The organism is Sporolactobacillus caesalpiniae (assembly GCF_040513385.1).
GTDB lineage: Bacteria > Bacillota > Bacilli > Bacillales > Sporolactobacillaceae > Sporolactobacillus.
In genome coordinates this window covers 1-26,978 of sequence record NZ_JBEVCB010000007.1, presented here as the reverse complement: position 1 = coordinate 26,978, position 26,978 = coordinate 1, and the positions used below count along the sequence as shown (strand labels likewise).

At 44.0% G+C, this 26,978-nt stretch carries 21 protein-coding genes and 1 pseudogene; 15 read left to right on the top strand and 7 right to left on the bottom strand.

Annotated features, from left to right (window positions below; genetic code table 11):
• Positions 1-140: 140 nt before the first annotated feature.
• Entirely contained in the window at positions 141-1,949 is a 1,809-nt protein-coding gene (locus ABWW58_RS14275; protein WP_353869750.1) for an Ig-like domain-containing protein, read from the top strand.
• A 216-nt stretch (positions 1,950-2,165) separates the two neighbouring features.
• Complete coding sequence (locus tag ABWW58_RS14270) at positions 2,166-4,805, top strand: calcium-translocating P-type ATPase, PMCA-type (RefSeq protein ID WP_353870010.1); 2,640 nt, start codon at positions 2,166-2,168, stop codon at positions 4,803-4,805.
• A 1,041-nt stretch (positions 4,806-5,846) separates the two neighbouring features.
• Here ABWW58_RS14270 and mmuM read toward each other — a convergent pair.
• Together mmuM and gabR are read right to left on the bottom strand one after the other, a co-directional pair.
• Positions 5,847-6,797, bottom strand: a complete 951-nt coding sequence (gene mmuM, locus ABWW58_RS14265; RefSeq protein WP_353869749.1) for a homocysteine S-methyltransferase — start codon at positions 6,795-6,797, stop codon at positions 5,847-5,849.
• Positions 6,798-6,860: 63 nt separating this feature from the next.
• Positions 6,861-8,276 (bottom strand): MocR-like transcriptional regulator GabR, encoded by a 1,416-nt coding sequence (gabR, locus tag ABWW58_RS14260; protein WP_353869748.1) that lies wholly within the window; start codon positions 8,274-8,276, stop codon positions 6,861-6,863.
• Between the two features lie 89 nt (positions 8,277-8,365).
• On the opposite strand from gabR, the gene gabT reads away from it, so the two are divergent.
• Both gabT and ABWW58_RS14250 read left to right on the top strand, forming a co-directional pair.
• On the top strand, positions 8,366-9,688 hold the full coding sequence (gabT, locus tag ABWW58_RS14255) for a 4-aminobutyrate--2-oxoglutarate transaminase (RefSeq protein ID WP_353869747.1): 1,323 nt from the start codon (positions 8,366-8,368) through the stop codon (positions 9,686-9,688).
• Between the two features lie 55 nt (positions 9,689-9,743).
• Positions 9,744-10,988: an aspartate aminotransferase family protein gene (locus ABWW58_RS14250; RefSeq protein ID WP_353870009.1), complete on the top strand. Its 1,245-nt coding sequence runs from the start codon at positions 9,744-9,746 to the stop codon at positions 10,986-10,988.
• A gap of 133 nt (positions 10,989-11,121) precedes the next feature.
• Here ABWW58_RS14250 and ABWW58_RS14245 read toward each other — a convergent pair whose 3' ends face one another.
• Positions 11,122-12,846, bottom strand: a complete 1,725-nt coding sequence (locus ABWW58_RS14245) for a sigma 54-interacting transcriptional regulator (RefSeq protein WP_353869746.1) — start codon at positions 12,844-12,846, stop codon at positions 11,122-11,124.
• 387 nt (positions 12,847-13,233) lie between these two features.
• Between ABWW58_RS14245 and dpaL the strand changes: the two genes are divergently transcribed.
• Both dpaL and ABWW58_RS14235 read left to right on the top strand, forming a co-directional pair.
• The gene (dpaL, locus tag ABWW58_RS14240; protein ID WP_353870008.1) at positions 13,234-14,460 is read left to right on the top strand and encodes a diaminopropionate ammonia-lyase; all 1,227 of its coding nucleotides are present in this window, start codon (positions 13,234-13,236) and stop codon (positions 14,458-14,460) included.
• Entirely contained in the window at positions 14,453-15,634 is a 1,182-nt protein-coding gene (locus ABWW58_RS14235) for a YgeY family selenium metabolism-linked hydrolase (protein WP_353869745.1), read from the top strand. The genes dpaL and ABWW58_RS14235 overlap by 8 nt, the downstream gene beginning before the upstream one ends.
• 109 nt (positions 15,635-15,743) lie before the next feature.
• Here the strand turns inward: ABWW58_RS14235 and ABWW58_RS14230 are convergent, their stop codons facing one another.
• From ABWW58_RS14230 to ABWW58_RS14220, 3 genes are all read right to left on the bottom strand, one after another.
• Positions 15,744-16,127 (bottom strand): RidA family protein, encoded by a 384-nt coding sequence (locus ABWW58_RS14230; RefSeq protein WP_353869744.1) that lies wholly within the window; start codon positions 16,125-16,127, stop codon positions 15,744-15,746.
• A 214-nt stretch (positions 16,128-16,341) separates the two neighbouring features.
• Positions 16,342-16,527: a hypothetical protein gene (locus ABWW58_RS14225; RefSeq protein ID WP_353869743.1), complete on the bottom strand. Its 186-nt coding sequence runs from the start codon at positions 16,525-16,527 to the stop codon at positions 16,342-16,344.
• A 139-nt stretch (positions 16,528-16,666) separates the two neighbouring features.
• On the bottom strand, positions 16,667-17,446 hold the full coding sequence (locus tag ABWW58_RS14220) for a MurR/RpiR family transcriptional regulator (protein WP_353869742.1): 780 nt from the start codon (positions 17,444-17,446) through the stop codon (positions 16,667-16,669).
• 118 nt (positions 17,447-17,564) lie between these two features.
• Here ABWW58_RS14220 and pfkB point away from each other — a divergent pair, with 118 nt between their 5' ends.
• The 8 genes and pseudogenes from pfkB (at position 17,565) to ABWW58_RS14180 (ending at position 23,699) form a co-directional block, all read left to right on the top strand.
• Positions 17,565-18,509: a 1-phosphofructokinase gene (gene pfkB / locus ABWW58_RS14215; protein ID WP_353869741.1), complete on the top strand. Its 945-nt coding sequence runs from the start codon at positions 17,565-17,567 to the stop codon at positions 18,507-18,509.
• Entirely contained in the window at positions 18,506-20,407 is a 1,902-nt protein-coding gene (locus tag ABWW58_RS14210; protein WP_353869740.1) for a fructose-specific PTS transporter subunit EIIC, read from the top strand. Before pfkB ends, ABWW58_RS14210 begins: the two co-directional genes overlap by 4 nt.
• Before the next feature lie 391 nt (positions 20,408-20,798).
• Positions 20,799-21,017, top strand: a complete 219-nt coding sequence (locus tag ABWW58_RS14205) for a DUF1659 domain-containing protein (protein ID WP_353869739.1) — start codon at positions 20,799-20,801, stop codon at positions 21,015-21,017.
• A 41-nt stretch (positions 21,018-21,058) separates the two neighbouring features.
• Positions 21,059-21,277 carry a DUF2922 domain-containing protein gene (locus tag ABWW58_RS14200; RefSeq protein WP_353869738.1) on the top strand — a complete coding sequence of 73 codons (219 nt, stop codon included), beginning with the start codon at positions 21,059-21,061 and terminating at the stop codon, positions 21,275-21,277.
• 84 nt (positions 21,278-21,361) lie between these two features.
• A complete protein-coding gene (locus ABWW58_RS14195; protein ID WP_353869737.1) occupies positions 21,362-21,532 on the top strand; it encodes a YvrJ family protein in 171 nt (56 codons plus the stop codon).
• A 249-nt stretch (positions 21,533-21,781) separates the two neighbouring features.
• Positions 21,782-21,973 (top strand): annotated as a pseudogene (locus ABWW58_RS14190) (PTS mannitol transporter subunit IICBA); the annotation flags it as partial.
• A gap of 2 nt (positions 21,974-21,975) precedes the next feature.
• Positions 21,976-22,707, top strand: coding sequence for an SDR family NAD(P)-dependent oxidoreductase (locus ABWW58_RS14185; protein ID WP_353870007.1), 732 nt, complete (start codon positions 21,976-21,978; stop codon positions 22,705-22,707).
• 29 nt (positions 22,708-22,736) lie between these two features.
• Positions 22,737-23,699, top strand: a complete 963-nt coding sequence (locus ABWW58_RS14180) for a 2-keto-3-deoxygluconate permease (protein WP_353869736.1) — start codon at positions 22,737-22,739, stop codon at positions 23,697-23,699.
• 325 nt (positions 23,700-24,024) lie between these two features.
• On the opposite strand, the gene ABWW58_RS14175 is transcribed toward ABWW58_RS14180, so the two are convergent.
• Positions 24,025-26,010 carry an ABC transporter ATP-binding protein/permease gene (locus ABWW58_RS14175; RefSeq protein ID WP_353869735.1) on the bottom strand — a complete coding sequence of 662 codons (1,986 nt, stop codon included), beginning with the start codon at positions 26,008-26,010 and terminating at the stop codon, positions 24,025-24,027.
• 144 nt (positions 26,011-26,154) lie between these two features.
• On the opposite strand from ABWW58_RS14175, the gene ABWW58_RS14170 reads away from it, so the two are divergent.
• Positions 26,155-26,793 carry a TetR/AcrR family transcriptional regulator gene (locus tag ABWW58_RS14170; RefSeq protein ID WP_353869734.1) on the top strand — a complete coding sequence of 213 codons (639 nt, stop codon included), beginning with the start codon at positions 26,155-26,157 and terminating at the stop codon, positions 26,791-26,793.
• Positions 26,794-26,978: the final 185 nt, after the last annotated feature.

Genomic DNA, 26,978 nt, shown 5'->3' with positions numbered 1-26,978 from the left:
CAAACAGGTACCTTTCGAAAGGATCGTTCAAATTAAAATGCCCGAACGAAAAGTTGAGTTCCTGCATGAGATTGCGTACACTTTAACAAGATGCAAGATTACGAGACTTTGAGTTTTTGCTGCTGAGGGGAGGTAACCTGATGACACGCTGGATGCAACAATTAACCATTATTCTCACGGTAATTTTACTGTTTATTCCGGCTAGCACGGTATTCGCAGCCGACGGGCCGGTACTAATCAGCAACGAATCCGCAAATGGATACAAAACGGAAAACGCGGGGAATTTCAGTATTAATAATAATAGCTATGCGAAAAGTGAAAAACTAAAACGAGCCTCATATCGCCTTGATTATGTGCAGCGGTTGAAAGTTCGGGCGAAATACAGCCCGTTGAGGCACGCAACACAAAAGATAAAAAGTATCAAAATTGGTTCCGGCAAAAAATTTTGGGTATCCAATTTGTCGACTGACAAACGCTATCAGATCACAGCAAAATTAAGTTACGTAGGTCAGCACACCAAGGTATGGGTGAACGGAGACCAACTGTCAAAAAAAGCTGCGGCAACGCTTGGCAAGACGTTTGATCAAACTATTTTTCCGCTGGACAATCGTTATTTTGGTGCACCATCTGACGTAGATCACGATGGAAAAATTAATTTGCTTTGTTTTGATATAAAGGACGGCTCGGCAGAACAACATGGCGGCTTTGCCTCGGGTTATTTTGATCCAAATGATTTGTATAAAGGAAAGAAATCAAATCATAGTGAAATTGTGTATATCGATACGTATCCATCGCTTGGTTCAAGCAAACATAAAAAAGTGTCGCTCGCCTATTCAACGCTGGTACATGAATTTCAGCACCTCATCAATTATAACCAAAATGTGCTTGTTGAGAAAAAGAATGAGATGGATACGTGGATAGATGAGGGGTTGTCGCTCGCGGCGGAACAACTGCTGTCTGGGAAGCCGCTTGATGATCGGATTGATTATTATAATGAATCTTCGTCGATCGCGAATGGAAAATCACTGCTTTACTGGGATGATTATGGTGATAATCTTGCCAACTATTCGTTCTCGTACTTATTTATGCAATACCTGTATATTCAATGTGGGCAGCCGGACGATTTGTTTAAGCGGATCATTACGGATTCAAATAGCGATTATCGAGCGGTGCAGGATGTCATTCATCAGTACATTAGTCCCCAAATGACATTTGGCCGTTTCATGAGTAATTTTCGCAAAGCGCTTTATCTGAATCAAACTGCCGGGCCCTATGGTTTTCATGGCATATCGGGATTTCAACAGTTGAAACAGAAAGTTTACAGTGGCAAATCAAATGCGCCGAACCTCAGGGGCGGGGGAGCAATTGTGGTAAAAAGTATCTCGTCCATTCCGAATCAAAAAGGCGCGCGGATAACCTACACGAATCTTTCCGATCAACATGAGGACAAGGAAGCGCCGAAACAGCCGCGGGTAAACGCGTTCGGGGAAAATGACTCAACTCTTCAAGGTCAAACAGAAGCTGATGCGACGCTCGCAATAGTTGGAACATCAGGCTTTTTAACGAAAGGAATGGCAGATGATTCGGGTCATTTCCAATTTAATATAGGTAAGCAAAAAGCAGGAACTGTACTTTCGGTGTTTGCTGCCGATACCAGCGGAAACGCGGGCCAATCAAAGACAATAACAGTAAAAGATCAGACACCTCCGGCAAAGCCGACTGTAAACCGCTTTTACCATTCGCAGCTGAAAATTCAAGGAACGACCGAACCGGATGCGCGCGTTGTGGTATATTCCAAGAAAAAGGTACTTGGCAGCGCGCTGGCGAATCGTCGCGGATTTTTCAGTATTAAACTGATCAAGCAACAAAAAGCAGGAAAAAAATTAACTGCCGTTGCTCAAGATCAAGCGGGGAATCGCAGCCTAACACGCATTTTTAAGGTGTTTTAACACTACCATTTAGTATTACTAAATTTTTACATTTTATTACCTTGTCGATCATAATAACTGTATCCTTTCTATATAATCCAATAATATGTAAAAAAACCATCAAAAAAATTAGCCGATTTGGTTGTGAGACAAGAAAAAAGGGTAAAGATAAGTGAATGAATGAGTGAGTGATTTGTGCTGACATAAGGATGGTGTAGCGAATTGAATTGGTTTTCCATGGACACTGAACACGTATTAAGTGAACTTGCATCTGACCCGAAGCAAGGCTTATCAAATGCGGAGGTTCAGTCAAGGCTTGAGAAGTATGGAGAAAATAAATTAAAGGGTAAACCGAAAAAAAGCTTGGTTGCGCTGTTTTTCTCGCAGTTGAGAGATATGTTGATCTATGTTTTGCTTGGTGCGGCAGTTATTACACTGCTCATTGGTGAATATACCGATTCCGTCATTATTTTACTTGTTGTTATTCTGAACGCGATTATTGGCGTGTTTCAAGAGTTTAAGGCGGAGAAAGCAATTGAAGCATTGCAGAAAATGACAACACCGCGAGCGCTTGTCCGCCGCAACGGTGACGTGGTTGAGATTGATTCAAAAGAACTTGTTCCCGGCGATATTGTCGTGTTGGATGCGGGACGCTACATTCCTGCTGACCTTCGCTTGATCGAGAGTGTTAATCTGCAGATTGAAGAATCAGCATTGACCGGTGAATCCGTTCCGTCGGAAAAGGATGCGGCGCATGTTTTTGCAGACCCGAAAACGCCACTCGGCGATTTAGCCAATATGGCATTCATGTCTACACTGGTGACTTATGGCCGTGCGGAAGGCGTCGTTGTCGGCACGGGTATGAGTACTGAAATAGGCAAAATTGCCAAAGGACTCGATGAAACGCAGACGGATATGACCCCGTTGCAAAAACGATTAGCGGAGCTAGGAAGAACATTGGGCTATATCGCAATCGGGATTTGTGCGCTTATTTTTGTTATTGCATTGATTCAGAAGCGTGATCTTTTTGAAATGTTCCTGACAGCGATTAGTCTCGCGGTTGCTGCGATTCCGGAAGGCCTACCTGCGATTGTCGCAATCGTACTCGCACTTGGTGTAACGAGGATGTCGCGAATTAATGCGATCGTGAAACGGTTGCCGGCAGTTGAAACCTTGGGTTCGGTTAATATCATCTGTTCGGATAAAACCGGTACATTGACGCAAAACAAAATGACCGTGCTTCATTTGTACACACACCGCAAATTTTTTGATGTGCCTAATGAGGGAACGGTTACAGCAAGTCAATTGACGCAAGAAAAGTTGATTCAAACCTTTGTTCTATGTACGGACGCCACTTTGGTTGATGGTGAAAGTACCGGAGATCCAACGGAGATTGCTTTGCTTGTGCTTGGTGAAAAATATCATATGCCGAAACGAGAGCTAGAGGCAGGTCACGAACGTGTTGCTGAACGGCCGTTTGATTCGGATCGCAAGCTGATGTCGACACTAAACAAAGAAGGTAGCCGTTACCGAGTGCATACGAAAGGCGCTTTTGACAACATTTTGAAAATCGCGACCTATGCATTGGTTGACGGAGAAAAAGTTCCACTTACCGAGCAGTTAAAAGCGGATTATCATCGAGCAGCGGAAGAAATGTCAGACCAAGCCTTGCGCGTTCTTGGCGCTGCATACAAGGATACGGATGAAATCATCGATCCTGAGGATATGGAAAAGGATCTTATCTTGCTTGGATTGGTTGGCATGATTGATCCGCCACGTCTGGAAGTCAAGGACGCCATTCGTCAAGCGAAGCTGGCTGGGATTACTCCGGTTATGATTACCGGTGATCACCAGCATACGGCGGCAGCAATTGCCATGCAGCTTGGTATGGCGACATCACTCGGACAAACGATTTCAGGAAGCGACATTGATACGATGCCTGAAGAAGAATTCAAACAAAAGATCGGAAATTATCGCGTGTTTTCTCGTGTTTCGCCGGAGCATAAGGTGAAAATCGTCAAAGCATTCCAATCGCATGGAAATATTGTGTCTATGACGGGCGATGGTGTTAATGATGCACCGTCACTAAAGAATGCTGATATTGGTGTAGCGATGGGTATTACCGGTACGGATGTATCCAAGGGTGCGAGCGATATGATCTTGACCGACGATAATTTTACAACAATTGTATCGGCGATCAAGGAAGGGCGAAACATCTATAACAACATCAAAAAGTCGGTTGTTTTCTTGCTCTCCTGTAACCTTGGGGAAATCGTCGCAATTCTTGCTTCGGTACTCTTTTTCTGGCCGATGCCGCTTCTTCCAACCCAAATCTTATGGATCAACTTGATTACGGATACCTTCCCGGCGATCGCGCTCGGTGTCGATCCTGGAGATAGAGATGTAATGAAGAAAAAGCCGCGTGATCCAAAAGAAAGCTTTTTCGCGGGCGGAGCCGCCATGCGAGCAGTTATCGGCGGATCCTTAATCGGTATTCTGACTTTGGTCGCTTTCTACTTCGGTCTAAACGAGCATGGCTACCAGTTATGGTCCGGCTCGATTCCGGAAGATGTGCTGACCTATGCCGAAACAATGGCGTTTGTTGTGCTTGCCGTCTCACAGTTGTTCTACTCGCTGTCGATGCGGAGCGCGTCTAATTCCATTTTCCAAGTGGGACTGTTCTCAAACAAATATTTGATCGGCGCAATCCTGCTTGGAATTGTTCTGCAATTCGCCGTGATTTCCATTCCGTTCCTGGCTGCTGCTTTCCATGTTCAGATGCTGTCACTTCAGGACTGGATCATTGTCATCTTGTTTGCTTTAATTCCACTTGCAGTTAACGAACTGATCAAGCTGGGGATGCGAGCAAAGAATTAAATAATAGACAAATAAAAAATGGCAGGAGGTTCCTCGCGGAGCATCCTGCCGTTTTTTCACCCTGGTAAGAACGTATATGATTTTTGTCAAAGCAAGAGGTTGTGAACCAAAAGCGCAGGTGCGAGACTCCTGCGGAGCGTCTCTGTTGATCGCAGGCCAGGGGAGACCCCGCAGGTATCGGTTTGTTTGAGGAGGCTCCCGGACTGCCCGCGAGCGCACCAGTTGATCGCGAGCAATCGAAGCTAATCAAAATTCGGCATGACTTAAGAGCCGGGCGCTTTTTGCACGGCTTTTCTTAATAAGTTACACGATGTGGATGGACGGTCAGGCAAGTGCCCAATCCGAGAAATAAGGGGAGAAATTACCCTTATTCCTGGAATGAATGAAAAAATGCGTTAAATAGAGGGAGAAATTCCCCTTATTGAATCGAAAATCGTGAAAATGGAGGCTTATTCTGTGAATAAGCGGAAAAAGTACCCTTATTTACCTGTGAAACAGGTGTCATAAGGGAAATAAGCGGAAAATCTCCGCTTATTTTTTCCTTTGATGGGTAATGTCTGTTCAAGCTCAAAGTTGATGATTCAAAACGGCATTTCGAGCAAGGAACCTTTAATAGCCAAGGATCTTTCGCTAAGTACGCATAGATCCTGCAAGCAAAGCGAAAGCCAACGTATCCTGCGGAAGTAAGGACCGGGCGCTTTTTGCCCGGCTTTTCTTACACTTATAAAAAGTATAGGTCGCGCCTTAACGGTATGATGATAGGCGCCATAAAGATTCGGTTGGGTGATTAAGCAAGTGCCTAATCGGATAAATAAGCGGAAAAATCCCGCTTATTTTGCTCATTATTTAAATGAAACAATAGTGTCTGTTCGAGCACAAGGTTGATGATGCAAAACGGCATTTTTGCTGAGTGCGCATATGTCCTAATGCAACATCGACGTCACCGCATCCTGCGGCTCACCGGACCTCCGTGACCGCCGCAACGCAGCTTTGGCTTTGCCAAGCCTCTGGCAAAGCCAAATTTTCTAAGATCAACTTACTTTAATCTCGTGCCCATTCAGCGATTTGCCGAATGTCTTCTGGAGATGTGCGGCAGCAACCGCCAATGAGTGATGCGCCGGCTTTAGCCCATTCTGCAGATTCTGTACTGAAGCTCAGCTGCTTGTCACTAGATGTCCACTTTTTTGTGATCGGATTGTAGCACTCGCCTGAGTTTGGATAAACCACAATTGGCTTGTCCGTGACTTCACGCATTACTTTGACTGCCGGTTCCACGCGTTCTAAGGCAACGCAATTTATGCCAATCGCCGCAATTTGGTCAAACACGTTAAAATACGCTGCGGCTTCGTCAAGCGGCGTTCCGTCACACAGATGCGAATGATCAGCAAGGCTGAACGAAAGCCAGGCCTCATCCTCAGGAAATTCACGTGTCAAAAGCTCGGCCAGCGCTTTTGTTTCATCAAAATTTGGCATGGTCTCAAACGCGAATAAGTCTGTTCCAGCCTCTTTCAATACGCGCATTCTTGAACGATGAAACAGTTGATAACCGGCGTCATCTAACGTGTAGTCGCCTGTATATTCCGAGCCATCGGCAAGGTAGGCGCCATAAGAACCGACACTCCCTGCAATAAGCGGATAGGGACGCGTTTGTTTTTGCTCAGCGCTAAGTTCGGCCCAGAATTCAGAGCGAGCTTGAATCGCAATGTCTACAGCTTCCTTAATGAATTGCTCCGCTTCGTGTTCCGTATAACCGCTTTTCTGAAACCCGGCAAATGTTGCCTGATAGGTGTTCGTCGTTGCAACATCGGCTCCTGCTCGAAAAAAATCCAAATGCACTTTTTTTATGCTTTCAGGATGGTCGTGAATAACCGCTGCCGACCATAGCTCGCTGTCGATGACAAAACCTTGTTTTTCGATTTCAGTTGCCATCGCGCCATCTAAAATAATTGGTTTGTATTTTTTCATTAGGTCGCGGACTCTGTTTTTTTGCATGAGATGTCTTCCTTTTGCTTGGTTTCATTTTCCGGTTACTAATCATTATAGTGGAGTTAAGCCTTATTCGAAAATAGCGTGATAAAGGCGATCCACACCTTCTTCGATTTTCTCAACAGATAAGTTGGCAAATCCTAGAATGAATGCCGGCTTTGAATAGAGGTAATGATCCTCCAGACAGTAGGGCTTGAGATTATAAAGCTCAAGTTTTGCTTCTTGAGCACGGTCCGCAATTTCCTCAACGGACCGAGTTGCTTCGAATTCAGCCGTAAAATGGAGACCAGCATTTGCCCCATGCATCGTAATGGTTGAACCGAACCGTTTTTTTAATTCCTCAATAAGCTTCTTTTGTCGTTCAATATACACCTGTCTCATGTGTCTGATATGTTTGCGATATTCACCTGAATCAATAAATTGCTGCAAGGTCAGTTGTCCTAAAGCATTGCTCGTTGACATGACGAAATTGCATTTCTCTCTGTATTTTTTCAATAAATTTTGCGGGAGAATCATATAGCTGATACGCAATCCGGGCAATAAGGATTTTGAAAAGGTGCCAAAGTAAATGACACGCTCATTGCTGTCAAGGCCTTGGAGTGACGGGATTGTATCTGTTTCATACTTAAATTCACTATCATAATCGTCTTCAATGATGTACCGATCTTCTTTTTCGGCTGCCCAATTCAACAGTTGAATGCGTCTTGAAATCGGCATCACAACCCCTGAAGGGAATTGGTGCGACGGAGTCACATACACAACATTGGGATTCATTTGTTTAAGCAGATCAATGGAGATTCCTTTATCATCAAGCGGAATTGTTTTTAAGCACAGACGTTCCATCTTAAGAGATTCGAACATGCGCCGATAACCCGGATTTTCCATTGCATAAAGGCTGTTTTCTTTAAAAAGGTGGCGGAGCAAGTAGAAAAGGAACTGGGTACCGCCGCCTAAAACAATTTGCTCCGGAAAACAGTTAACACCACGAGCGACCGATAAAAAACGTGCGATCGTTTTTCTTACTGAATAAATACCTTGCGGGAATCGAGATGAATCATCATTTAATTCTAGTCTGCTTAGTTTTAACGCTCGATGTTCACAGGAAACCCAACTGTCAAAAGGGAAAATTGATCGATCAACGGACATATGCGAGAAAGAAATCCAACCTTTTTTTGATTCACTTTCTTCAGTAAGCTCGGGATCAAGTGATTGTGGCTTGTTCTCAGAAAGCGGGAGCGTATCCAACTTTTCAACGAAAAAGCCGCTCCGTTCCACAGCATAAATATATCCTTCTTCAAGCAACTGTTGATAAGCTCCGTTAACTGAATTGACGCTGACGTGTAAGGTTTGTGCCAACTCGCGTTTAGAAGGAAGCTTCTCATGAGGTAAAAAATGGTGGAGAAGGATCTCTTTTTTTAGTTGTTTATAGATTTGCCGATAAATATATTCCTTTTTGGAATCAGAATCGATGTTTAATGAGATCATTGGCACCCCTGACACCATAATTATTTGAATTTTGATACTATACATAATACCAAAAAATTAGCAAAATATCTATTAAAGGAGTGAGTCAATTGGAAAATAAATTATTGGAAGGAAACCTAACAAAGATTTGGCAGGATAAACGCGATCGCTATGTTGCGTCTGCAGTTGGAAATGGAAACCGCCATATTGCGTCAAAGGCAGAAGGTGCTTTGGTTACTGACATTGAAGGCAACAAGTTTATTGATTTCGCCGGAGCAATCGGCGTACAGAATGTCGGTCACTGTCACCCAAAAGTGATCAGTGCCGTAAAAGAAGAATTAGAGCATTTTATTCACCCGGGCTTTAATGTCATCATGTATCCCGGATACATTGAACTCTGTCAACGTTTGTGCGAGATTGCTCCGGGCGACTTTGCAAAAAAGGCACTCTTGCTCAATTCCGGTGCGGAAGCTGTTGAAAACGCGGTGAAGATTGCTCGTGCTTATACGGGCAGACAAGCGGTCGTGACGTTTGATCGCGCTTTTCATGGCCGAACCAACCTGACTATGGGCATGACGAGCAAGGTAAAGCCTTACAAATTGGGCTTCGGTCCGTTCGCACCCGAAACCTATCAAGCGCCATATCCATATCCATATCGGAAACCAGAAGGAATGTCTGAAGAAGCGTATGATGAATATACCATTGATCAATTTAACTACTTCTTTTTGAGCAGTGTTGCTCCTGAAATGGTTGCTTGCATTGTCATGGAACCTGTTCAAGGTGAAGGCGGGTTCATTATTCCATCGAAACGTTTTGTTACGTATGTCCGTGATTTTTGTACAGAGCATGGAATTGTTTTTATCGCTGATGAAATTCAAGCTGGTTTTGCCCGAACAGGGAAGATGTTTGCCATTGAAAATTTTGATGTAGCTCCTGATCTGATGACGGTATCTAAATCCATTGCAGCAGGATTCCCACTCAGCGGTGTCGTAGGAAAAGCGGAACTTTTCGATGCGTGTGAACTCAAGGGATCACTCGGCGGGACCTATTGCGGCAGCCCAATCGCATGCGCCGCTGCTCTAGCTGTTCTTGATATTATTGAAGAAGAAAACCTTCTGGAACGAGCGGAAAAAATCGGCGCCATTATCGAAGCACGAGCTGAGGAGTGGGCGCAATCTTATTCGTTTATCGGTGATATTCGCAGACTTGGCGCTATGGCAGCCATTGAATTTGTAAAAGACAAGGGTACAAAAGAACCGGATAAAGATCGCGTAAAGAAGCTTGTCACGTACTGTAATCAACACGGACTGCTGCTTCTTGATGCTGGGCTGAAAGGTAATTGCATTCGCTTCTTGTCTCCTTTGACTATAACTGAACTACAGCTGAATCAAGGATTAGACATCATTGAAGAAGCACTGGGATTTGTAAAATAATAACAGTTATATAGATTTTTTTAGCGGATACTAGTAAAATTCAAATCATGAATTACTGATAAATGGTGTTGTCAGCAGTTTTCACAAAGCAGATTTTCAAGATTTTCCGATCTGTTTTGATCATGGAAAAGGCGCTCATCTTTATGATGTTGACGGCAATGAATACATTGACTTTGTGGCGGGCATGGGTCCTTTAATTCTTGGCTGCAGTCCGGATGCGGTGAATCAGGCAGTGGCCGAGCAGATGGTAAAAGGCACGCAATTTTGCTCACCTTCTGCCGATCTGATCCGACTTGCGGAAAAGCTGACCGAGATTATCCCCTGTGCTGAACGTGTTGTTTTTCAAAACACAGGCACGGAAGCGAATATGTTCGCGTTCCGATTGGCAAGGGCATTCACCGGAAAATCAAAAATCATTAAGTTTGAAGGACAATACCATGGGTGGTCTGATGAGGAAATGATCAGTACGGATGCCCATTCCATTGCTGATTTGGGACCAAGAGAGCAGCCGAAGAAAAGTCGGGAAGTGTTGGGCCAGCTAGCCAATGCATCTGATCAAATCATCATCCTGCCATGGAATGATTTGTCTGCAATCAAGCATGTGATTGAAGAACAGCGTGATGAAATTGCCGCAATCATTACCGAGCCCTATATGTGCGATTCCGGTCCGATTTTTCCAAATGAAGGCTATATTGAAGAATTACGAACACTTGCGACGGAAAACAAAATTCTACTCATCTTTGATGAAGTGATCACCGGATTCAGACTCGCATTGGGCGGCGCACAAGAATATTTTGGCGTTATTCCAGATGTTGCTGTATTTGCTAAAGCGATCTCAGGCGGACTGCCATTATCTGTTGTCACGGGAAAACATTCGATTATGGATTGCGGGATTCGTACTTTTGGCACCTTTAACGGTAATGCACTCTCTGTTGCTGCGGCTTTGGCGACCATTGACGAATTGCAGCGTGACGGTGTCTACGCGCGATTCGATGCGCTAGGGCAACAGTTAACGGACGGGCTTAGAAAACTGGGCGATCGCTACCAAGTTCCTCTTTATTGCCGTCATGACGGAGCTATATGCATGCTTTTGCTTGGGGTTGATCAGCCTGTGGATGATTTCAGAGATTATTTGAAGTTCGCCGATAGTGAACTCTATAACCGTCTGGTTGCTCGTTCACTTGAGCTTGGCATTCGACTTACACCGAACCGTGGAAGAATTTATCTGTCAACCGAGCATTCAGAAGCAGATATTCATAAGACACTGCAAATTATTGAAACCATTTTTTCCGAGTTTTAATGGGATAGACAAGGGATGCAAAAGTAGCGGAGTGATGGGCTCCGCTTTTGTAATGCGAAAAAACAGGTTACGAACAGAAAATGGATCACTTCTACTTTCTCAAGAATTCAGCAATGAAGAACGAACGGCATCATCACGCGTTCAATTGATATTCGGATATTTTCCGGAACAGGGTGGCGCGTCCAATGCCAAGCAGGGTGGCGGCATCTTCTTTTTTCTTGCCCTCGTTTTTCATTTTAATCAGCGCCTTTTTTATTGTTTCTCTTTCGATAACATGCAGATTGAAAATCTCATTCGATTGCTTTGCGCGGTGCCGATATTTTTCGAGCAAATAATCAGGAAAATGGTCCACGCGAATAACTGGTTCATCAGAAACATTAAATGCGTATTCGACAGCATTGGAGAGTTCTTGAATATTTCCCGGCCAATCATAGCTGGCGACGACATTTTGGATCTCGCGGGCAAAGGTTTTACGAAAGGATTCCGTTTTTAAATTCAATAGACTTAGGAAGTAGTCAGCGAGCATCATAATGTCATCCTTGCGTTGACGGAGCGGCGGCATATAGAGCGGCACGACACCGATTTTATAATATAAATCTTGACGGAATCGCCCGCTTCGCACAAGTTCCATCAGATTTTTGTTTGTTGCGCTGATGAGACGGACATTGACCTTAAACGGCTGATCCTCACGATCAATCAGCTTGTCACTAAGAAATTTAGTTAAAAGAAGCTGGGTGGATTGCCCGATGCGGTCGATTTCATCCAGAACGAGTGTGCCGCCGTCCAATTTTTCCAGATAACCCGGCTGTGACGCATTTGCTTGATCACCGAATAATAGATGGTTCAAGTCGCTTTCCGAATAGTAGGATGCATTAACCTTTCGAAAGAGTTCATCCGGTTTGTTTGCCGAAACATGTACAAAATGTGCAGCAAAGGTTTTTCCTGTGCCATCCTCACCATTAAACAGGATCGGGATTGTTTCGTCTTTTATCTTGGAGAGCACGTGTTTTATATTTTGGATAGCCGGTGAAGAACCGATTAATCCACTCGTTTGATTTTGCTTATCAATAGTTATATGAGTGGCCATCTGAGTGATGTGCTCGGGATCTTCGATTAGAATAACTTCCGCCTCATCCTTTTCCTGAACATCAATTTGATGTACAGAGATGAAAAATTTCTTTCGATAGGATCCAAGGTTAATCCAGAGAATTGCTCCATTTGTTCCAATTTTTTGATGACCTGAAAATTGGGAAATCAACTCCTGGCTCGGTTCTTCCTCATCGCGCAGCTGCAGCATTTTACGTGCGGTGCCGCTGATGAATTCACAAGCGCCTTTATTGAGCATTAAAAGCCCCATATCAATGCAGTTAACCAGTGTGGAAATCTTTTTTTCCGCGATCAGCTGCTGTCTGAAGATGATGTTTTCATTCACTTTGGTCGCGATCACATCGGACATCTTTTTGAGAAAATAGACATTAGCATCTTGATCGCCAAATAATTTTTCGCGTTGTTCGGGGCTGAAAGCGATCAGTCCGATTACGCCGATGACCTGTTCATTAATTTTAATTGGGGTGCAAATTTCCCCATACTCTGCGCAATTGCCAACATGGGGACAAAGCGCGCAGATCTCGTTAAAGCCCGGGCGATCAATGATTATCGTCTGGCCGCTCTCGACACACTGCCGGTAAACCGCATCTTCTCCGCTCATTTCCTGCCATATTTTCTGTTTGATCAACCCGGTTCCCGCGATACGAAATAAATCCGCGTCAGCGACCTCGACTTCAATTTTCAAGACAGCTGAGATCGCCATGACAATTTGCTGAATGGTGGATTGAACATCGCGTAATTCGACATACATGAAGATCACCCCGATAAAGTATCAAATTGATATTTGAGTATCAATTTGATACTGCTTTCCTCTTTAATCCTGAAAATGATAGACCGTAAAGTAGTCAATCTTGTTACTTTTCGTATATTCCTGCCGTTATTACCATATCAAAGTCTTGGTTTTAAAACAATTATCATGTCATATATTGTGACATCATCTGCTGTAAAATCAAAATAATAAGTATCATTTCAATACTTGAATAGACAGACAATTGAATTTATAGTCAAATTAAGCTTAATAAAGCGCTCATGAGCAGATAATAGAGATTTGATTTACAGCATATTGGTGGTCAAATGTAGTGATTGGTGATTTGTTCCGGAGTGTTCAGTGGAGGAGGAATTTAGTTCCTTGAGTAATGTGTTAAAGACAGAAAAAAACAAAGGGTTATGGAATCATGTGGATAAGGCAGATGTACAGGATTTCTCCGAGGCTGTGGTTGATAAAGTGCTTGCTTTTCAAAACACACACAAAAGCTACAGAGAAACGCCGCTTCGGAGTCTTAACAAGCTTGCCGGTGAATTCGGAGTCTCTAAGATCTATGTGAAAGATGAATCATATCGTTTTGGACTGAATGCTTTTAAAGTCATGGGGGGGATCTATGCGATCGCCAACTGTCTGGCTGAGAGGCTGAAACTGCCCATTGAGGCTTTGTCTTTTGAAATGCTGAAATCAACTAAAGTGAGAGAGAAAATTGGGGACCTGACGTTCATTTCGGCAACTGATGGAAACCATGGGCGAGGCATCGCCTGGGTTGCGCGCGAACTTGGATTAAAGTCAGTAATTCGAATGCCGAAAGGTTCTTCGCAAAGAAGGTTGGAAGCAATTCAATCCGAAGGTGCGGATGTGGCAATAAGTGATGTGAATTACGATGACACCGTAAGAATATGTGAACAAATGGCTTGTGAAAACGGCTATTTGATGATCCAGGATACTTCATGGCCGGGTTATGAGAAGATACCGCTTTGGATCATGCAGGGCTATGCTGCTATTGCCAAAGAGATATCGGCTCAATTGCTCGAGCCGCCAACGCATATTTTTCTGCAGGCCGGTGTCGGATCGTATGCGGGAGGAATTGCAGGATACTTTCTTCACAAATATCCTGACGCGCCGCCAAAAATTATTCTTGTCGAACCGAATCAAGCGGATTGCTATTTTAAATCCTTTGAACGAGAGGATGGTGCGATGCAGTCGGTAGGCGGAGACATGGCAACCATCATGGCCGGACTTGCCTGCGGAGAGCCTAACCGTGCAGCGTATGAGTTTTTGAGTAAATATTCGTATGGCGCATTATCATGCTCCGACGATGTGACCGCACTCGGGATGAGGGTTTACGGAAATCCGCTGCGAGGGGACGATCAAGTGATTTCAGGCGAATCAGGTGCAGTGACCATGGGCGCGCTCTATCTGCTCTGCACGGAAGTGCAGTTTGCAACTGATCGAAAAAAATTGGCAATCAATGAGTCTTCCCGCATTCTGCTGATCAGTACGGAAGGAGATACGGATAAGCAATCTTATCATGATATTGTGTGGAAGGGCAGATATCCGAATCTTATTGGGAAGTCGAGGGACGAGCTAAATGTTTAATACGAAAGACCAAGCGATTCATTTATGCAAGGCACTGATCACAGCGCAAAGTTATTCGGGCTCTGAGGAACAGGCGGCTAAAGTCATTACTGATTTTGCGGAACAAGATGCATTTGATGAAGTTTCTGTTGATGCTCTTGGCAATGTTGCTCTTGTGATCAATGGAACCATTGACGGTCCGACCCTGCTGCTTGACGGTCACATTGATACAGTACCGGTAAATAACGAGCATTGGGCAACCGATCCGTTTCAACCAGTGGAAAAGGACGGCAGACTGTATGGGCGTGGAAGCTCGGATATGAAGGGGTCGGTCAGCGCAATGATTGTCGCTGCCAAACAATTTGCTTGCGAGACCGAAAAACGTTTTCCAGGGCGGATTGTCATTTCATGCAGTGTCCATGAGGAGACTTTCGAAGGCGTTGCAACGCGAGCGGTAAGCAAAAAATTCAATCCTGATGTGGTTGTGATTGGTGAAGCAACCGGGTTGAATCTGAATCGCGGCCAACGCGGACGTGCAGAGGTTGTTGTGGAAACAACGGGTGTGTCGGTGCATTCCGCCAATCCTGAAAAAGGAGTGAATGCTGCTCTGCAAATGATGAAGCTGCTTGCAGAAATTGAAAAATTGTCTGCTCCTGAAGACCCGGTCATGGGCAAAGGCATTTTAGTGTTAACTGATCTTGTTTCATCACCATATCCGGGAAAATCGGTGCTGCCATCTTCCTGCAGAGCAACTTTCGACCGACGCACACTGGTCAATGAGACTAAGGAATCCGTGCTGCAGCCGATTCAGCAAGTGATCGAGCAATTAAAAGAAGACGATTTGACCTTTGAAGCTAAAGTCTACTATTCCAAAGGAACCGACAGGTGTTATACAGGAGCAGCCATCGAGGCAGAACGCTTTTTCCCGGCATGGCTCTATGAGGATACAGCTGATTTTGTGCAAAAGTCGCTCCAAGCATTACACGAAAGCGGTATTCCCGCGGAATTGTCTCATTATTCGTTTTGCACGAACGGCAGCCACTTTGCTGGGGAGGCGGACATTCCGACAATCGGCTTCGGTCCATCGCAAGAGAACTTGGCACATATAGATAACGAATACATTGAGATCGATCAATTGTTAAAAGCAGTGGATGGGTTTGCAGCAATTATGCGCGCACTGCTGATTGAAAAATAATGAAAACAAGCGCAATAGATTAGTGGCTTGGAAGATTTTGAACAGTGTCTATTCTATATAGAAACAAAGCCTGAACGCAGAATAATTCGCGTTCAGGCTTGTTTGATTTTTATCCTTTATATGCGACACAGGAGACTTCCAGTTTTGCTTGCTTGGGCAGGGCAGCTACTTGGAATGCACAGCGTGCCGGGAGGATTTCACCTGTGAAATAGTTTGAGTAAATGCCATTGACGGTCGCAAAATCATTAATATCCGCAAGATAGACTGTAGCACTCACGACATTTGAAAAGTTGAGGTCTGCCTCATTCAATACGGCTTGAAGATTAAGAAAGACACGTTCAGCCTGTTTCTCAATGCCGCCTTTGACGATTTCTCCTGTTGCGGGATCGAGAGGAATTTGTCCGGAAGCGAACAGGTAGTCTCCGGCAAGAACAGCTTGTGAATATGGGCCGACCGCTTTAGGTGCGGCATTTGTTGCGATTTGCTTTTTCATGAGTCCATTAAACCTCCAAGGTATGTCATGACAACGGTAAATGTGTTCTGCGAAAGTATTGTTGTCATCAACTGATATTTCTAATAGTGTACCATAGCATGTCCTGAAGCGGTGGATTGATTTTTCTTGATCTAAGAACGATTTGTTGTCAATTGAAAGCGTGCTGCGCTACTTTTTTTACGAACAAGGATACGCGAGTCTTGTTAGACACAAATCATCTGTCTTTTGTTTTTTTTATCAACCCTTTTTTCGTTAAATATCTAAAAAATGTTCCTGATCCAAAAATAAGCAAGCCAATAAGGATTGGAATAATACGATCGTTATGAACAAAGAGATTAATCAGAATGATAAGCGGAATTACGACGGCCAACACAATGAGCAGCCAAGTGTTTCTTTTCATGAGTGATCTTCCAATCTTGGTTCGCATAGGGACGACTTTTTCTTTTAGTTTACTGCAAAAAAGTTCCGCACGCCCCGCATTTGTGGTGCGCATGTCCGCACTTTTCATGCGGAGTCGCGCATAAACCCGCACAAACAGATTAGGAGCGGGTGCGAATGGCGTAGGCATCCAGAATGATGCGCGCCATGACCTGCAGCGGGAGCCGCGAGCGCACTTCATAATCTGGAAAATAGGATACATTCGATTTGTAGCCGACGAGCGCCAGTTCGGACAGGGCATAAAGCGGACTTTCACGATTGGCAGTAAGAGTAATTGTGCTAACCCCATTTGCTTTGCAATTTTCCGCTGCCTCGACCAATTCTTCGGTATGACCGTTAAGCGAGATAAAGATGACGAGATCTTGCTTTTCAATGCGCTTGCTGATTGTCTTGATGATGTTCGGATCGTCATGCATTTCGCAATATTTGCCGGTGAGTTGAAATTTAACGGTCATTTCTTTGGCGATCAATTCAGAAAAACCGCGGGCGAACAGTACAATTTTTCGTGAATAAATGATCTTTTGCAGCACATCTTCAATTGTACCGCTATCCAACATTTGAATCGTTTTTGTGACCTCTTGTTCATTCTTCAGCATGGCTTCTTTGATCTTTTTATCAACTTTTTCAACAACAGAGAACTCAGGAGCAAGCTGATGCTCGTCCTTCAGACGAATCTTAAAGGAAGTAAAACCCTCGTAACCGAGCTTCTTCATTGTACGGACAATGGTTGCAGTAGATACGTTCGCGTTCTCGCTTAAACGAACGATTGAAATTTTCGGCATTTCGTTCAAATGATCTTGAATATAGTGGAGCAGAAATTTTTCACTGTCACTGAGTGTGTCAAAATATTGATTAACGCGTTCGAAAAAAGTAAAATCCATCGTAGCCTCCAACTTGAAAACCTTTACATTAATTATATCCCTTTCCGAAAACATTTTCATGGGCAATCATGGCATAATGAAAAAGTAGAGAAGATGCAAGTGAAGGCGAGGGAAAATCATGATCTACACATGTACGATGAATCCGGCAATTGATCTATTTACTGAATTTAACCGCTTCGAGCCTCATTTAGTCAATCGAAGTATCTTTGAAGATTATCAGGCAAATGGAAAAACAATTAATATATCATTTATGCTTAAGAAAATGGGGATTGACAGTGTAGCAACCGGTTTCTTAGGTGGATTTACAGGAACGTATATTGATGATGAATTGAATCGAACCGGCATCACGACCGACTTTGTCTTAATCGATGGAATTACGCGCATTAATACATTTATAAAAGCAGGCGATATGGAATATAAAGCCGTGAATCGTGGACCGGAAATCAGTTTGGACGCTCAAAAACAATTGATTGATAAACTGAGTAAGCTTACCTCAGAGGACATGCTGTTCGTGTCCGGCAGCCTGCCGAGAGGCGTCGATGATTCGATTTTGAAAAAGATTTCCGAATTGTCAGCGCAAAAGGGGTTTCAATTGATCCTGGATGTCAGCTCAAATGCATTACTGAGTTGCCTTGAAGATCGGCCCTATTTGATTAAACCGAGTGATGAGGAGCTGGCGGCATGGCTATCAGTCAGCCCTGAGTCTTTTAATGATGAAGCGAACCTGATTAAAGCAGCGGAAAAGTTACTGAACATGGGGGCACAGCGTATCCTTGTTTCCCGCGGAGAGAGGGGCACGATGTATGTGGATAAGGGCCATGTCCTTTTCACTACAGCTCCTAAGGGTGAAGTCGTCAATACAGCATGCGCCGGCGACACGCTGCTTGGTACTTTTGTTGGTTCCCAGATCAAGAACAAGAACTTGGAAGATGCACTGGTTTATGCGACAGCAGCGGGATCATCAACGGCATTTACCGCAGGGCTCAGCGATTTAAACGATGTTCAGGAATTAATGAAACAAATTAAAATAACGACTCATTTGAAAGGGGCAAGAGAATCATGACAAAAATTATTGCGGCAACAGGTTGTCCGACAGGAATTGCGCATACGTTCATGGCTAAAAAAGCGCTTGAAGAGGCGGCAAAGGCAAAAGGTATTGAGATAAAGGTGGAAACGCATGGACAAGCCGGTATTGAAAATGGCTTGACACTAAAGGAGATTGCCGAAGCAGACGGAGTGATTATCGCCGCTGACAAGGATGTTGACGAGGACCGCTTTGCCGGTAAACGTGTGATCAAGGTCTCGGTAACGAAAGGAATAAAAGAGCCGGAAAAATTGATTGATGAAATTGTAAACGGTTCCGTTCCTTTATTTAAAAGCGGAAATGCTCCAAGTAGTAGTGGCAGTGCGAGCATAAGTATTGAAAAAGAATCATTTGCGCATAAGCTCTATGTTTATTTAATGAACGGTGTTTCACACATGCTTCCTGTAGTTGTAGCCGGTGGTGTGCTGCTTGCCATCTCATTCATGTTCGGAATTAATTCAGCAGACCCGAAAAGCAACGAATACAATGTGTTCGCAGCCAATCTGAACGCAATTGGTAAGGTGGGTCTGGGATTGATGGTACCGATTCTATCGGCATACATTGCCCAAGCGATTGGCAAACGATCAGGACTTGTGATTGGGTTTATCACCGGTATGATTGCATCTACGAGTGGAACCGGGTTCCTTGGCGGTATTGTCAGCGGATTCTTGTCCGGTTATCTGATCTTGCTGCTTGAACAAGGATTTAAGGGTTTACCAAAACAACTGGATGGTCTGAAATCAATTTTTCTTCTTCCGGTGCTGGGCGGTCTCATTGGCGGGTACGCAATGGTTTTACTGTCTTCGCCAATGACAGCAGTTAATGAAGGTATGATGCACTTCTTAAGCAATATGCAGAATCAAAGTCCTCTTGTTCTTGGATTGATTGTCGGCATCATGTGTGCGTTTGATATGGGCGGCCCAGTAAACAAGGCGGCTTATGTGACGGGTGTCGCATTGCTTGGTCAAGGCAACTTCTATTTCATGGCCGGTGTCTCTGCCGCTTGCATTGCACCGCCGATTGCGACTGGTTTCGCCGTTCTGTTCGCCGGTAAGTATTTTCAAAAGGAAGAACGCAATGCCGGTTATGTCAACTTTCTACTTGGTTCCACCCACATAACTGAAGGTGCGATTCCATTTGCGGCGAAGAGTCCGTTTACAGTCATTCCGTCACTGATGGTCGGTTCATCGATCGCTGCGATCCTAACCTATTATATGAAGGTTCAGGTACCGGCACCTCATGGCGGATTCATCGTGCTGCCGATTGTGACCCATCCGCTGCTCTGGGTTGTGGCGATTCTTGCGGGTGCATTAGTGTCCGGGTACTTAATTGCTATGGATCAGAAACATCGCTTTAACAAAAATTTGAAGGCAACAGAAATGAATACAGCTGATCAAGCAGTTACAGCAAGCAATGAATCTGCTCCGACGCGAGCTCAAGAGACCCTTTTGGATAGAGAGAACATCTATTTTGAAAAAGGCATTCAAACAAAAGATGAATTGTTCCGATTTATTGCCCGGAAAATGCAGGCTAGAGGTATTGTGAGCGATCAAGAACGATTAGTCGAAGCATTCCAGAAACGCGAAGAACAAAGTTCAACGGGTATGGAAAATGGTTTTGCTATTCCCCATGCACAGTCTGAAACCATAAAAAAAGCAGCAATGCTGGCGGTGAAACTCGAAGAACCAATCACAGACTGGCAAACCTTTGATCAAAAACCGGTAACCTTTGTCATTGCCTTTTTAATCCCGCCAAAGGGCAGTGAAGCACATCTGCACTACCTGTCGGAAACGGCACAGAAATTGGTGGACAAACGCGTAGTGAACGCACTGAATGCAGCGTCAAATCAAGATCAAGTATATGCATTGCTTCATTAAATAGATTCTTTAAAAGCCATCCGGGTTACCTACCGGGTGGCTTTTTTTGACACTGGGCAGAATATCGTTTTGGCTTGCTGGTACGATGATAAACTCATAAGAGTCGGTTGGGTGATCAGGGTAAGCACCCAATCGGAGAAATAAGCGGAAAAACTCCGCTTATTTTATTCCAGCCACGCTACTTCATTAAGGATCAAAGTGATTTATTAGAAAACTTGCCGATTTGCAAGCCTTGGCGCAGACAGAGGCTTTGGCAAAGCTAAAGATGTGGGTTCTGAGCACCAATTGAAATCCCAATTCATAAATCATCACGTTCATTCAGATTAATTCGTGCGGACTTCACCATATTTTTCAGCACCTTCCTACGTATTACATGTAGGAGGTGATCAAGATGGCAACCAGCACAATCACAGCATCGGTGTTCGTAATGAATTTGAACGGTGGACTGGATGAGAAAGGCGAGCAAATTCTGCTTACCAAGTCGTTCAGAAATATCAAGCCGGAAGCTTCGCAGGATGGCTTGCTGGCAATCGCGCAGAAACTCGCGCCATTGCAGCAGCACGCGCTCTCTTCCGTTGAGCGCAACGACACAGCCGAAATTATCGGCTGATCTTGAAGGAGAGCAGTAAAGGAGAAAGGAGGGATTAGGGGATGAAGAAACTGAATCTTGTTTTCTTAAATGCTGAGGGCAAAAGTGTGACACTGTCGCTGAATGATCCAATTGAACCCGCGGATCCTGTTGCGATTAAAGACGCGATGACGACCATTATCGCGGAAAATGTTTTCCACTCATTGGGCGGCGATTTAACAGCTGTTAAGTCCGCACGTATTTCTGAAAACAACACGACACCAATCGAACTGGGCGAATAAACGGATCAAACGAGGTCGGAGAGAATCAGCAATGCTTCTCTTCGACCTTGATTTTATACCAAGATAAGGAAGGAGGTTTCGTTCATGGAGGTGTGGTTATCCATGGTTAAGGACGTTGGTTTTCCGGCTGTTGTCACCTTTTTCCTCTTGCATCGCATCGAAGGCAAGCTTGATGAACTGATTCAGTCGGTACGTTTGCTTCCGGCAGATCAGGAAACCGGCCGAACTGGGGAAACGATTAAGAAACAATCCTAAATGGACCTATGCTGGAATTCAAAGTCTATGGCAATCTATTGAGCCAGTTTTGTCACGCATGAGGTGGCAAAACTGGCTTTAGTTTGTATTGTTTTTGTAAACGCTTACTCATTATAATAGAAGAATAAGAGATAGAGAACAGAAGCTTTAAGAAAAAAATGTAAGCGTTTTATTTGATAGTTTACTTACCTAAAACGATCTGTCATGTCAAAAGCAACGTGACATAATCAATTGAAGGAGGAAGAGATCATGTCCGGAGGCTCAAGTATTAAAGTAAAAGTTCAAAAGTTTGGTAATTTCCTAAGCTCAATGATCTTGCCGAATATGCCTGCATTTATTGCGTGGGGTTTGATTACAGCACTTTTTATCCCGACAGGCTGGTGGCCAAATAAAGATCTTGCCACAATGGTTGATCCACTTGTAAAGTATCTGCTTCCAATGAGATTGCAATTGTTACCGGAGGAGCGCAAGGGATTGGCAAGGAAGTTGTTAAAGGAATTATTGGTGGAGGCGGCAAGGCAATAATTGTTGATATCAATGAAGCGGTCGCAAAGCAAACGGTTGCCGAGTTGGGCGATCAAGTGTCTTTCTACAAAATGGACTTAAGCAACCCTGAAAATATTCGAGAAGTCATTAGTGCCATTCTAAAAAATCACAAGAAAATTGACATCCTCGTTAACTGTGCGGGTATCGTCAGTACGAAAAAATTTGAAGATTTAGGCGATGCGGAGTGGCAAAAAGTAATTCAAATTAATTTAACAGGAACTTTTACTACGATTCATGCACTTTTCCCTCATTTTAAAGAAAATCAAGGCGGAAAAATTGTTAATGTTTCGTCTGTTGCCGGCAAAATCGGCGGTGGATTGTTAGGAACCGCGGCCTACGCATCGAGTAAGGCAGGTGTTAATGGCTTAACTAAGGCGGTAGCCAAGGAAGGCGGAAAATACAACATCCACTGCAATGCGGTATGCCCTTCTTATACCAATACGACAATGACAACTGCCTTGTCGGAAGACGCTGACAAGAAGAAGAAAGTAATTTCGATGATCCCACTCGGAAGAAGAGCAGAACCGGTTGAGATCGCGCAAATGATCCTATTCTTTGCATCAAATCTAGCAAGCTTTGTTAACGGTGAAATTGGAGATGTGGATGGAGGAATCGTGCTAGACGGTTAATCCATTTTGACAGCGGGGAGGGGACAGAAATGCAGATACTTGAATCAATTAAAAAGATTAAAATTCCTGGTGATACTATTGTAATTCCAATGTTTATTGGCTGTACCATTAATTCTATTGTTCCTCAGGTATTAAATATTGGAGGATTCACCACTGCTATTATTAATGGAACAGCACCGCTTGTCGGAGTATTTATGTTTTTCATTGGCGCAACGTTATCCTTTGGCAAGGCTCCTAGGGCGTTATATCGTGGTGGAGTTATTATCTCTGTGAAAATTGCTATTTCCGTATTACTGGGCCTTGCGGTTGCTTCATTTTTTGATAATAATTTTCTAGGGTTATCGTCCATTGCGATTATCGGCGCCATGTCCGTGGCCAATAATGCGCTCTACTCTGGAATCACTGCTACATTTGGCGATGAAGTTGACCGTGGCGCGGTGGCTATGACTACCATATCAGTAGGACCGACCGTCACAATGATTGCATTGAATGCAAATGGGCAAGCCTCCATTCCTTTTTGGGCAATCGTAGGATCAATTCTTCCGCTATTCTTGGGAATGATTCTGGCGAACTCAAGTACTTTTTTGAAAAAGCACTTATCAGCCGGAGTGACACCCATTATTATCATTTTAGGATTTGTGCTTGGCGCCAATATGAATTTCTCACAGTTGGTTGAAGGCGGACTATCTGGTATCCTTTTAGGTCTCATTGTTGTATTCATCGGCGGGATCTTTGGAATATTCTCAGACAAACTGACTGGAGGGAGCGGGGTTGCGGGTGCTGCGATTAACAGCACAGCGGCGAGCGCAGTAGCTACTCCCGCTGCGATGGTCAATGTAGATCCAAACTTAGCGAGTATAGCTGCGATCGCGACACCGCAGATTGCAGCATCCGTGATCATCAGTGCCATATTAACACCCGTGGTCACCAATTGGGTATACAAGAGAAATAAAGCTAAGGTCAAAAGATTAAAAAGAGTTATCGTAGAGTAATGTTGGATTATCCAATTGTTGCCGTTTTTGAAAGCGATTACACCAATGGGAAAAATCCTCTTTACGATCACGAATGAAGAAATGCATAAATGCAAAAAAGAAATAATTTAATCAGATACGAAAATTGATGCGCATCATTTAAGAGTAAAGGAACGTCCAGCTCAAGAAAAAGACGACTCAAGAATTCACAAAAATGAATTCGAGTCGTCTTTTTTATCACGTTATTCTGTTCTTCCAAAAAATTTTTGGGGGTCATACTAATGATTTCACATTCACCTGTTTCTTCCCATCAGGAAGATTTCGAAAGAGTGAACGGGTCGTTAACTTAATCAGCAGACAGCGCGTCAATTGGATTCAGTCGTGAAGCGCGTCTTGCCGGCAACAGAGCAGCGATAAACGAGATCACCAGAGCGATGATGACTGTTGAAATAATGTTCGCTACTGTAATCTGAACCATGTTGAATTTAACGATACCGTAGAGCAGGTGATTAAGCAGTGCACTGAATCCGTAAGCAAAGATTAGGGCGAGAGCTGCTGAGAACAAGCCGATCAGGATTGATTCGGCGGTAAACAGTCGGCGAATGTCTTTCTTGCGTTGACCGAGTGCGCGCAGGATGCCGATTTCTTTCGTTCGCTCAGATACCGACATGTACATAGTCACGATGATCATAAGGGCGGAAACCACAAGTGAAATGCCGGCAATCGCAGCGAGAACAATTGAGGCGATCTGGACGTACTGATTGACCGTGTCTAATATATCGCCGACGGTAATGGCTCCATAAACGTATTTATCGTTATCCTTTAACCCTTGGATCTTCTTGGCAACTTGTTTTACATAGGTTGGTTCGGTAACGTTAACGGAAATAAAGTTTGCCTTTGTCTCACCGTTCTTCTTCTCAATCAGTTCACGCATGGTGTGGTAGTTTGTTACCGCCGGAATGCTGGCCTGTCCACCGTTTGTGAACCCGACAACCTTTAGTTTGCCCGTGATCTGAATCGGCTGGTTTTTCGTATTGATCCATTGCAAAGTAAGTTTGATTGTTTTCCCCTGAAGCTGTTTGTAAGTTTTGGCACTGGTAAGGGAAATCGCCTGGTTCTTACTGATCACGATCTCGTTGTTCCCAGGTGCATGCCCCGTTTTAACCGTATCGTCGGCGAATGCCTTCGTCCACGTCTGAATCCCTGAGCTGCTCGAGTTCTTTTTGTTGTAGGATAAAGTGTACGTGCTGAGCTGATAGCCCGGTTCAACCTTGTCCACATGCTTTAAATCGCGCAGACGCTCAACCTGAGTGTCTTTAAACAGCAGTTTAGAAGGGTCATTCGCAAATTGCTGCATCGACTGCTGCAGTTCAGCGCTGCTCATTTTCTTTCCGGTCGGGTTTTTCATCACAGTAATCGAATTGGGATTGATCATTGAATTAATTTGATCCTGGATGAAAGCGTTGACCCCGTTTCCTAGACCGCTAAAGAGCAGAACGGCGAACAGACCGATCGCTGTACCCAGCATGATGAGTGAATTACGCCAAAAATTAAAGGTGAGGTGTTTAAACGCATTCTTATAACTTGCTCCTGAGGAGAGCGGCTTTGCCTGAAAATCGTTATGAGCATCCGTTGGCATTTCATAGGCTGGTTTGAGTCGCGTGTCGCCATCAATTTTTCCATCGGTAAGATGGACGATCCGTGTTCCGTGATTGGCCACCTCTTGGGAATGCGTGACGGCGATAACCAGTTTCCCTTCCTCCGCAATCTGCTCCAAAAGCTTGAGAACCTCTGCGGTGTTCTTGGAGTCCAAAGCGCCTGTCGGTTCGTCCGCAATGATAATTTCAGGATCGCTTGCCAACGCACGCGCAATAGCCACACGCTGTTTCTGACCGCCGGAAAGTTGACTTGGGCGTTTCTTTAAATGTTGACCTAGACCAACCTTTTTAAGTAACGCGATAGCCCGTTCTCTTCTCTGACTGCTGTTCAGCGTCGTCATATCTAAAGAAACCAAAACATTTTCAACGATGTTGAGATGACTAATGAGATTGTACGATTGGTAAATGTAACCAATCGTGCGGCGGCGATAGTTGTCCAGTTGTTTCTCCTTGGTATGATCCAATTCTTTTCCGTCAACAGTTACTTGACCGGTGAATTTACGATCCAATCCGCCAATAATATTCATCAGGGTTGATTTACCGCCCCCGGATTCTCCTAAAATCGAAACGAATTCGCCTCGTTCCAGTTGGAGGTTAATGCCCTTCAATACGGGAAATTTCTCTTTACCTAAAAAATATGCTTTGTGAATATCATGTAATTCGAGAAAGGCCATTTGTTTCCTCCTTTATTCTTTAATACACATTTAAATATAAAAAAACTAAAACGAAAAGTCAACATCGTTTTAGTTTTTTGACAAAAATAACATTTTTTCTTAAAATGAATAATGAAAAAACGAGCATGAAAGCGTGGATATGCAATGAAACGAAGTGAGCGAAAGGACATGATGCGCGAGCGTATTCTCGAGGCAGCCGCTAAAATGCATTTGAAGGCGGATCCGGAAGAGATAAAAATGCGTGATTTAGCGCAAATGATTGGCATTTCATCAGCAACCCTTTACAGCTATTTTTCAAGCAAGGATGAACTGTCGCAGGCAGTCGTTATGCGGATCCTGACTAAGTTTCACGATACATTCATGGGTTATTTGAACGATCCGACGCTGTCATTTCCGGAGATCCTGCAACAGATGCAGCTGCTTTCTCAGCATGCGCACCGTAGTGTAAATGCGGAGATGGCAGAACTCATTTTCCAAATCTTTCAAGACAGTAATGAGTTTGAGCTATTTTTTGACAGCCAGAGCGATTTTTGGCAGCAATTCGTTGCACGTGGGCGTAAGGACGGTTACATTGCCGATGATTTGAGCGATACAGCAGTTTTTATCTACATCGATATGTTCTTTCAGTACTTCCGCAATCGGCAGCATATGGAAAAATTCAATATGACCCCGCAGTCGTTGCAAAAAATTGACCATGAACTTGACATCATGTTTTACCGAGGCCTGTTTGGTAGTAAAGGTGCCTGCCCTGATCCTAACATGAAGCCTAATAAATACGTCTAATTTTATTGAAGCAGGAAGGGCAGCAGCTTGTCTGCCTTTCTTTACAAGTTAAGAAAGTTTATCGTTTTGCCTTGCCGGTACGACGATATGGTCATAAGATTCGATTGGGGTGATCAGGTTAGCGCCCAATCTGAGAAATAAACGGAAAAATTCCGCTTAATTAGAAAATTAATGAAAAAATAGCC

Bases quoted from the DNA above. Each gene is read 5' to 3' on its own strand.
- ABWW58_RS14275 (WP_353869750.1), top strand. From the start codon at position 141: ATGACACGCTGGATGCAACAATTAACCATTATTCTCACGGTAATTTTA.
- ABWW58_RS14270 (WP_353870010.1), top strand. From the start codon at position 2,166: ATGGACACTGAACACGTATTAAGTGAACTTGCATCTGACCCGAAGCAA.
- mmuM (WP_353869749.1), bottom strand. From the start codon at position 6,797: ATGCAAAAAAACAGAGTCCGCGACCTAATGAAAAAATACAAACCAATT.
- gabR (WP_353869748.1), bottom strand. From the start codon at position 8,276: ATGATCTCATTAAACATCGATTCTGATTCCAAAAAGGAATATATTTAT.
- ABWW58_RS14245 (WP_353869746.1), bottom strand. From the start codon at position 12,846: ATGTATGTCGAATTACGCGATGTTCAATCCACCATTCAGCAAATTGTC.
- ABWW58_RS14235 (WP_353869745.1), top strand. From the start codon at position 14,453: ATGTTTAATACGAAAGACCAAGCGATTCATTTATGCAAGGCACTGATC.
- ABWW58_RS14230 (WP_353869744.1), bottom strand. From the start codon at position 16,127: ATGAAAAAGCAAATCGCAACAAATGCCGCACCTAAAGCGGTCGGCCCA.
- ABWW58_RS14225 (WP_353869743.1), bottom strand. From the start codon at position 16,527: ATGAAAAGAAACACTTGGCTGCTCATTGTGTTGGCCGTCGTAATTCCG.
- ABWW58_RS14220 (WP_353869742.1), bottom strand. From the start codon at position 17,446: ATGGATTTTACTTTTTTCGAACGCGTTAATCAATATTTTGACACACTC.
- pfkB (WP_353869741.1), top strand. From the start codon at position 17,565: ATGATCTACACATGTACGATGAATCCGGCAATTGATCTATTTACTGAA.
- ABWW58_RS14210 (WP_353869740.1), top strand. From the start codon at position 18,506: ATGACAAAAATTATTGCGGCAACAGGTTGTCCGACAGGAATTGCGCAT.
- ABWW58_RS14205 (WP_353869739.1), top strand. From the start codon at position 20,799: ATGGCAACCAGCACAATCACAGCATCGGTGTTCGTAATGAATTTGAAC.
- ABWW58_RS14200 (WP_353869738.1), top strand. From the start codon at position 21,059: ATGAAGAAACTGAATCTTGTTTTCTTAAATGCTGAGGGCAAAAGTGTG.
- ABWW58_RS14195 (WP_353869737.1), top strand. From the start codon at position 21,362: ATGGAGGTGTGGTTATCCATGGTTAAGGACGTTGGTTTTCCGGCTGTT.
- ABWW58_RS14180 (WP_353869736.1), top strand. From the start codon at position 22,737: ATGCAGATACTTGAATCAATTAAAAAGATTAAAATTCCTGGTGATACT.
- ABWW58_RS14175 (WP_353869735.1), bottom strand. From the start codon at position 26,010: ATGGCCTTTCTCGAATTACATGATATTCACAAAGCATATTTTTTAGGT.
- ABWW58_RS14170 (WP_353869734.1), top strand. From the start codon at position 26,155: ATGAAACGAAGTGAGCGAAAGGACATGATGCGCGAGCGTATTCTCGAG.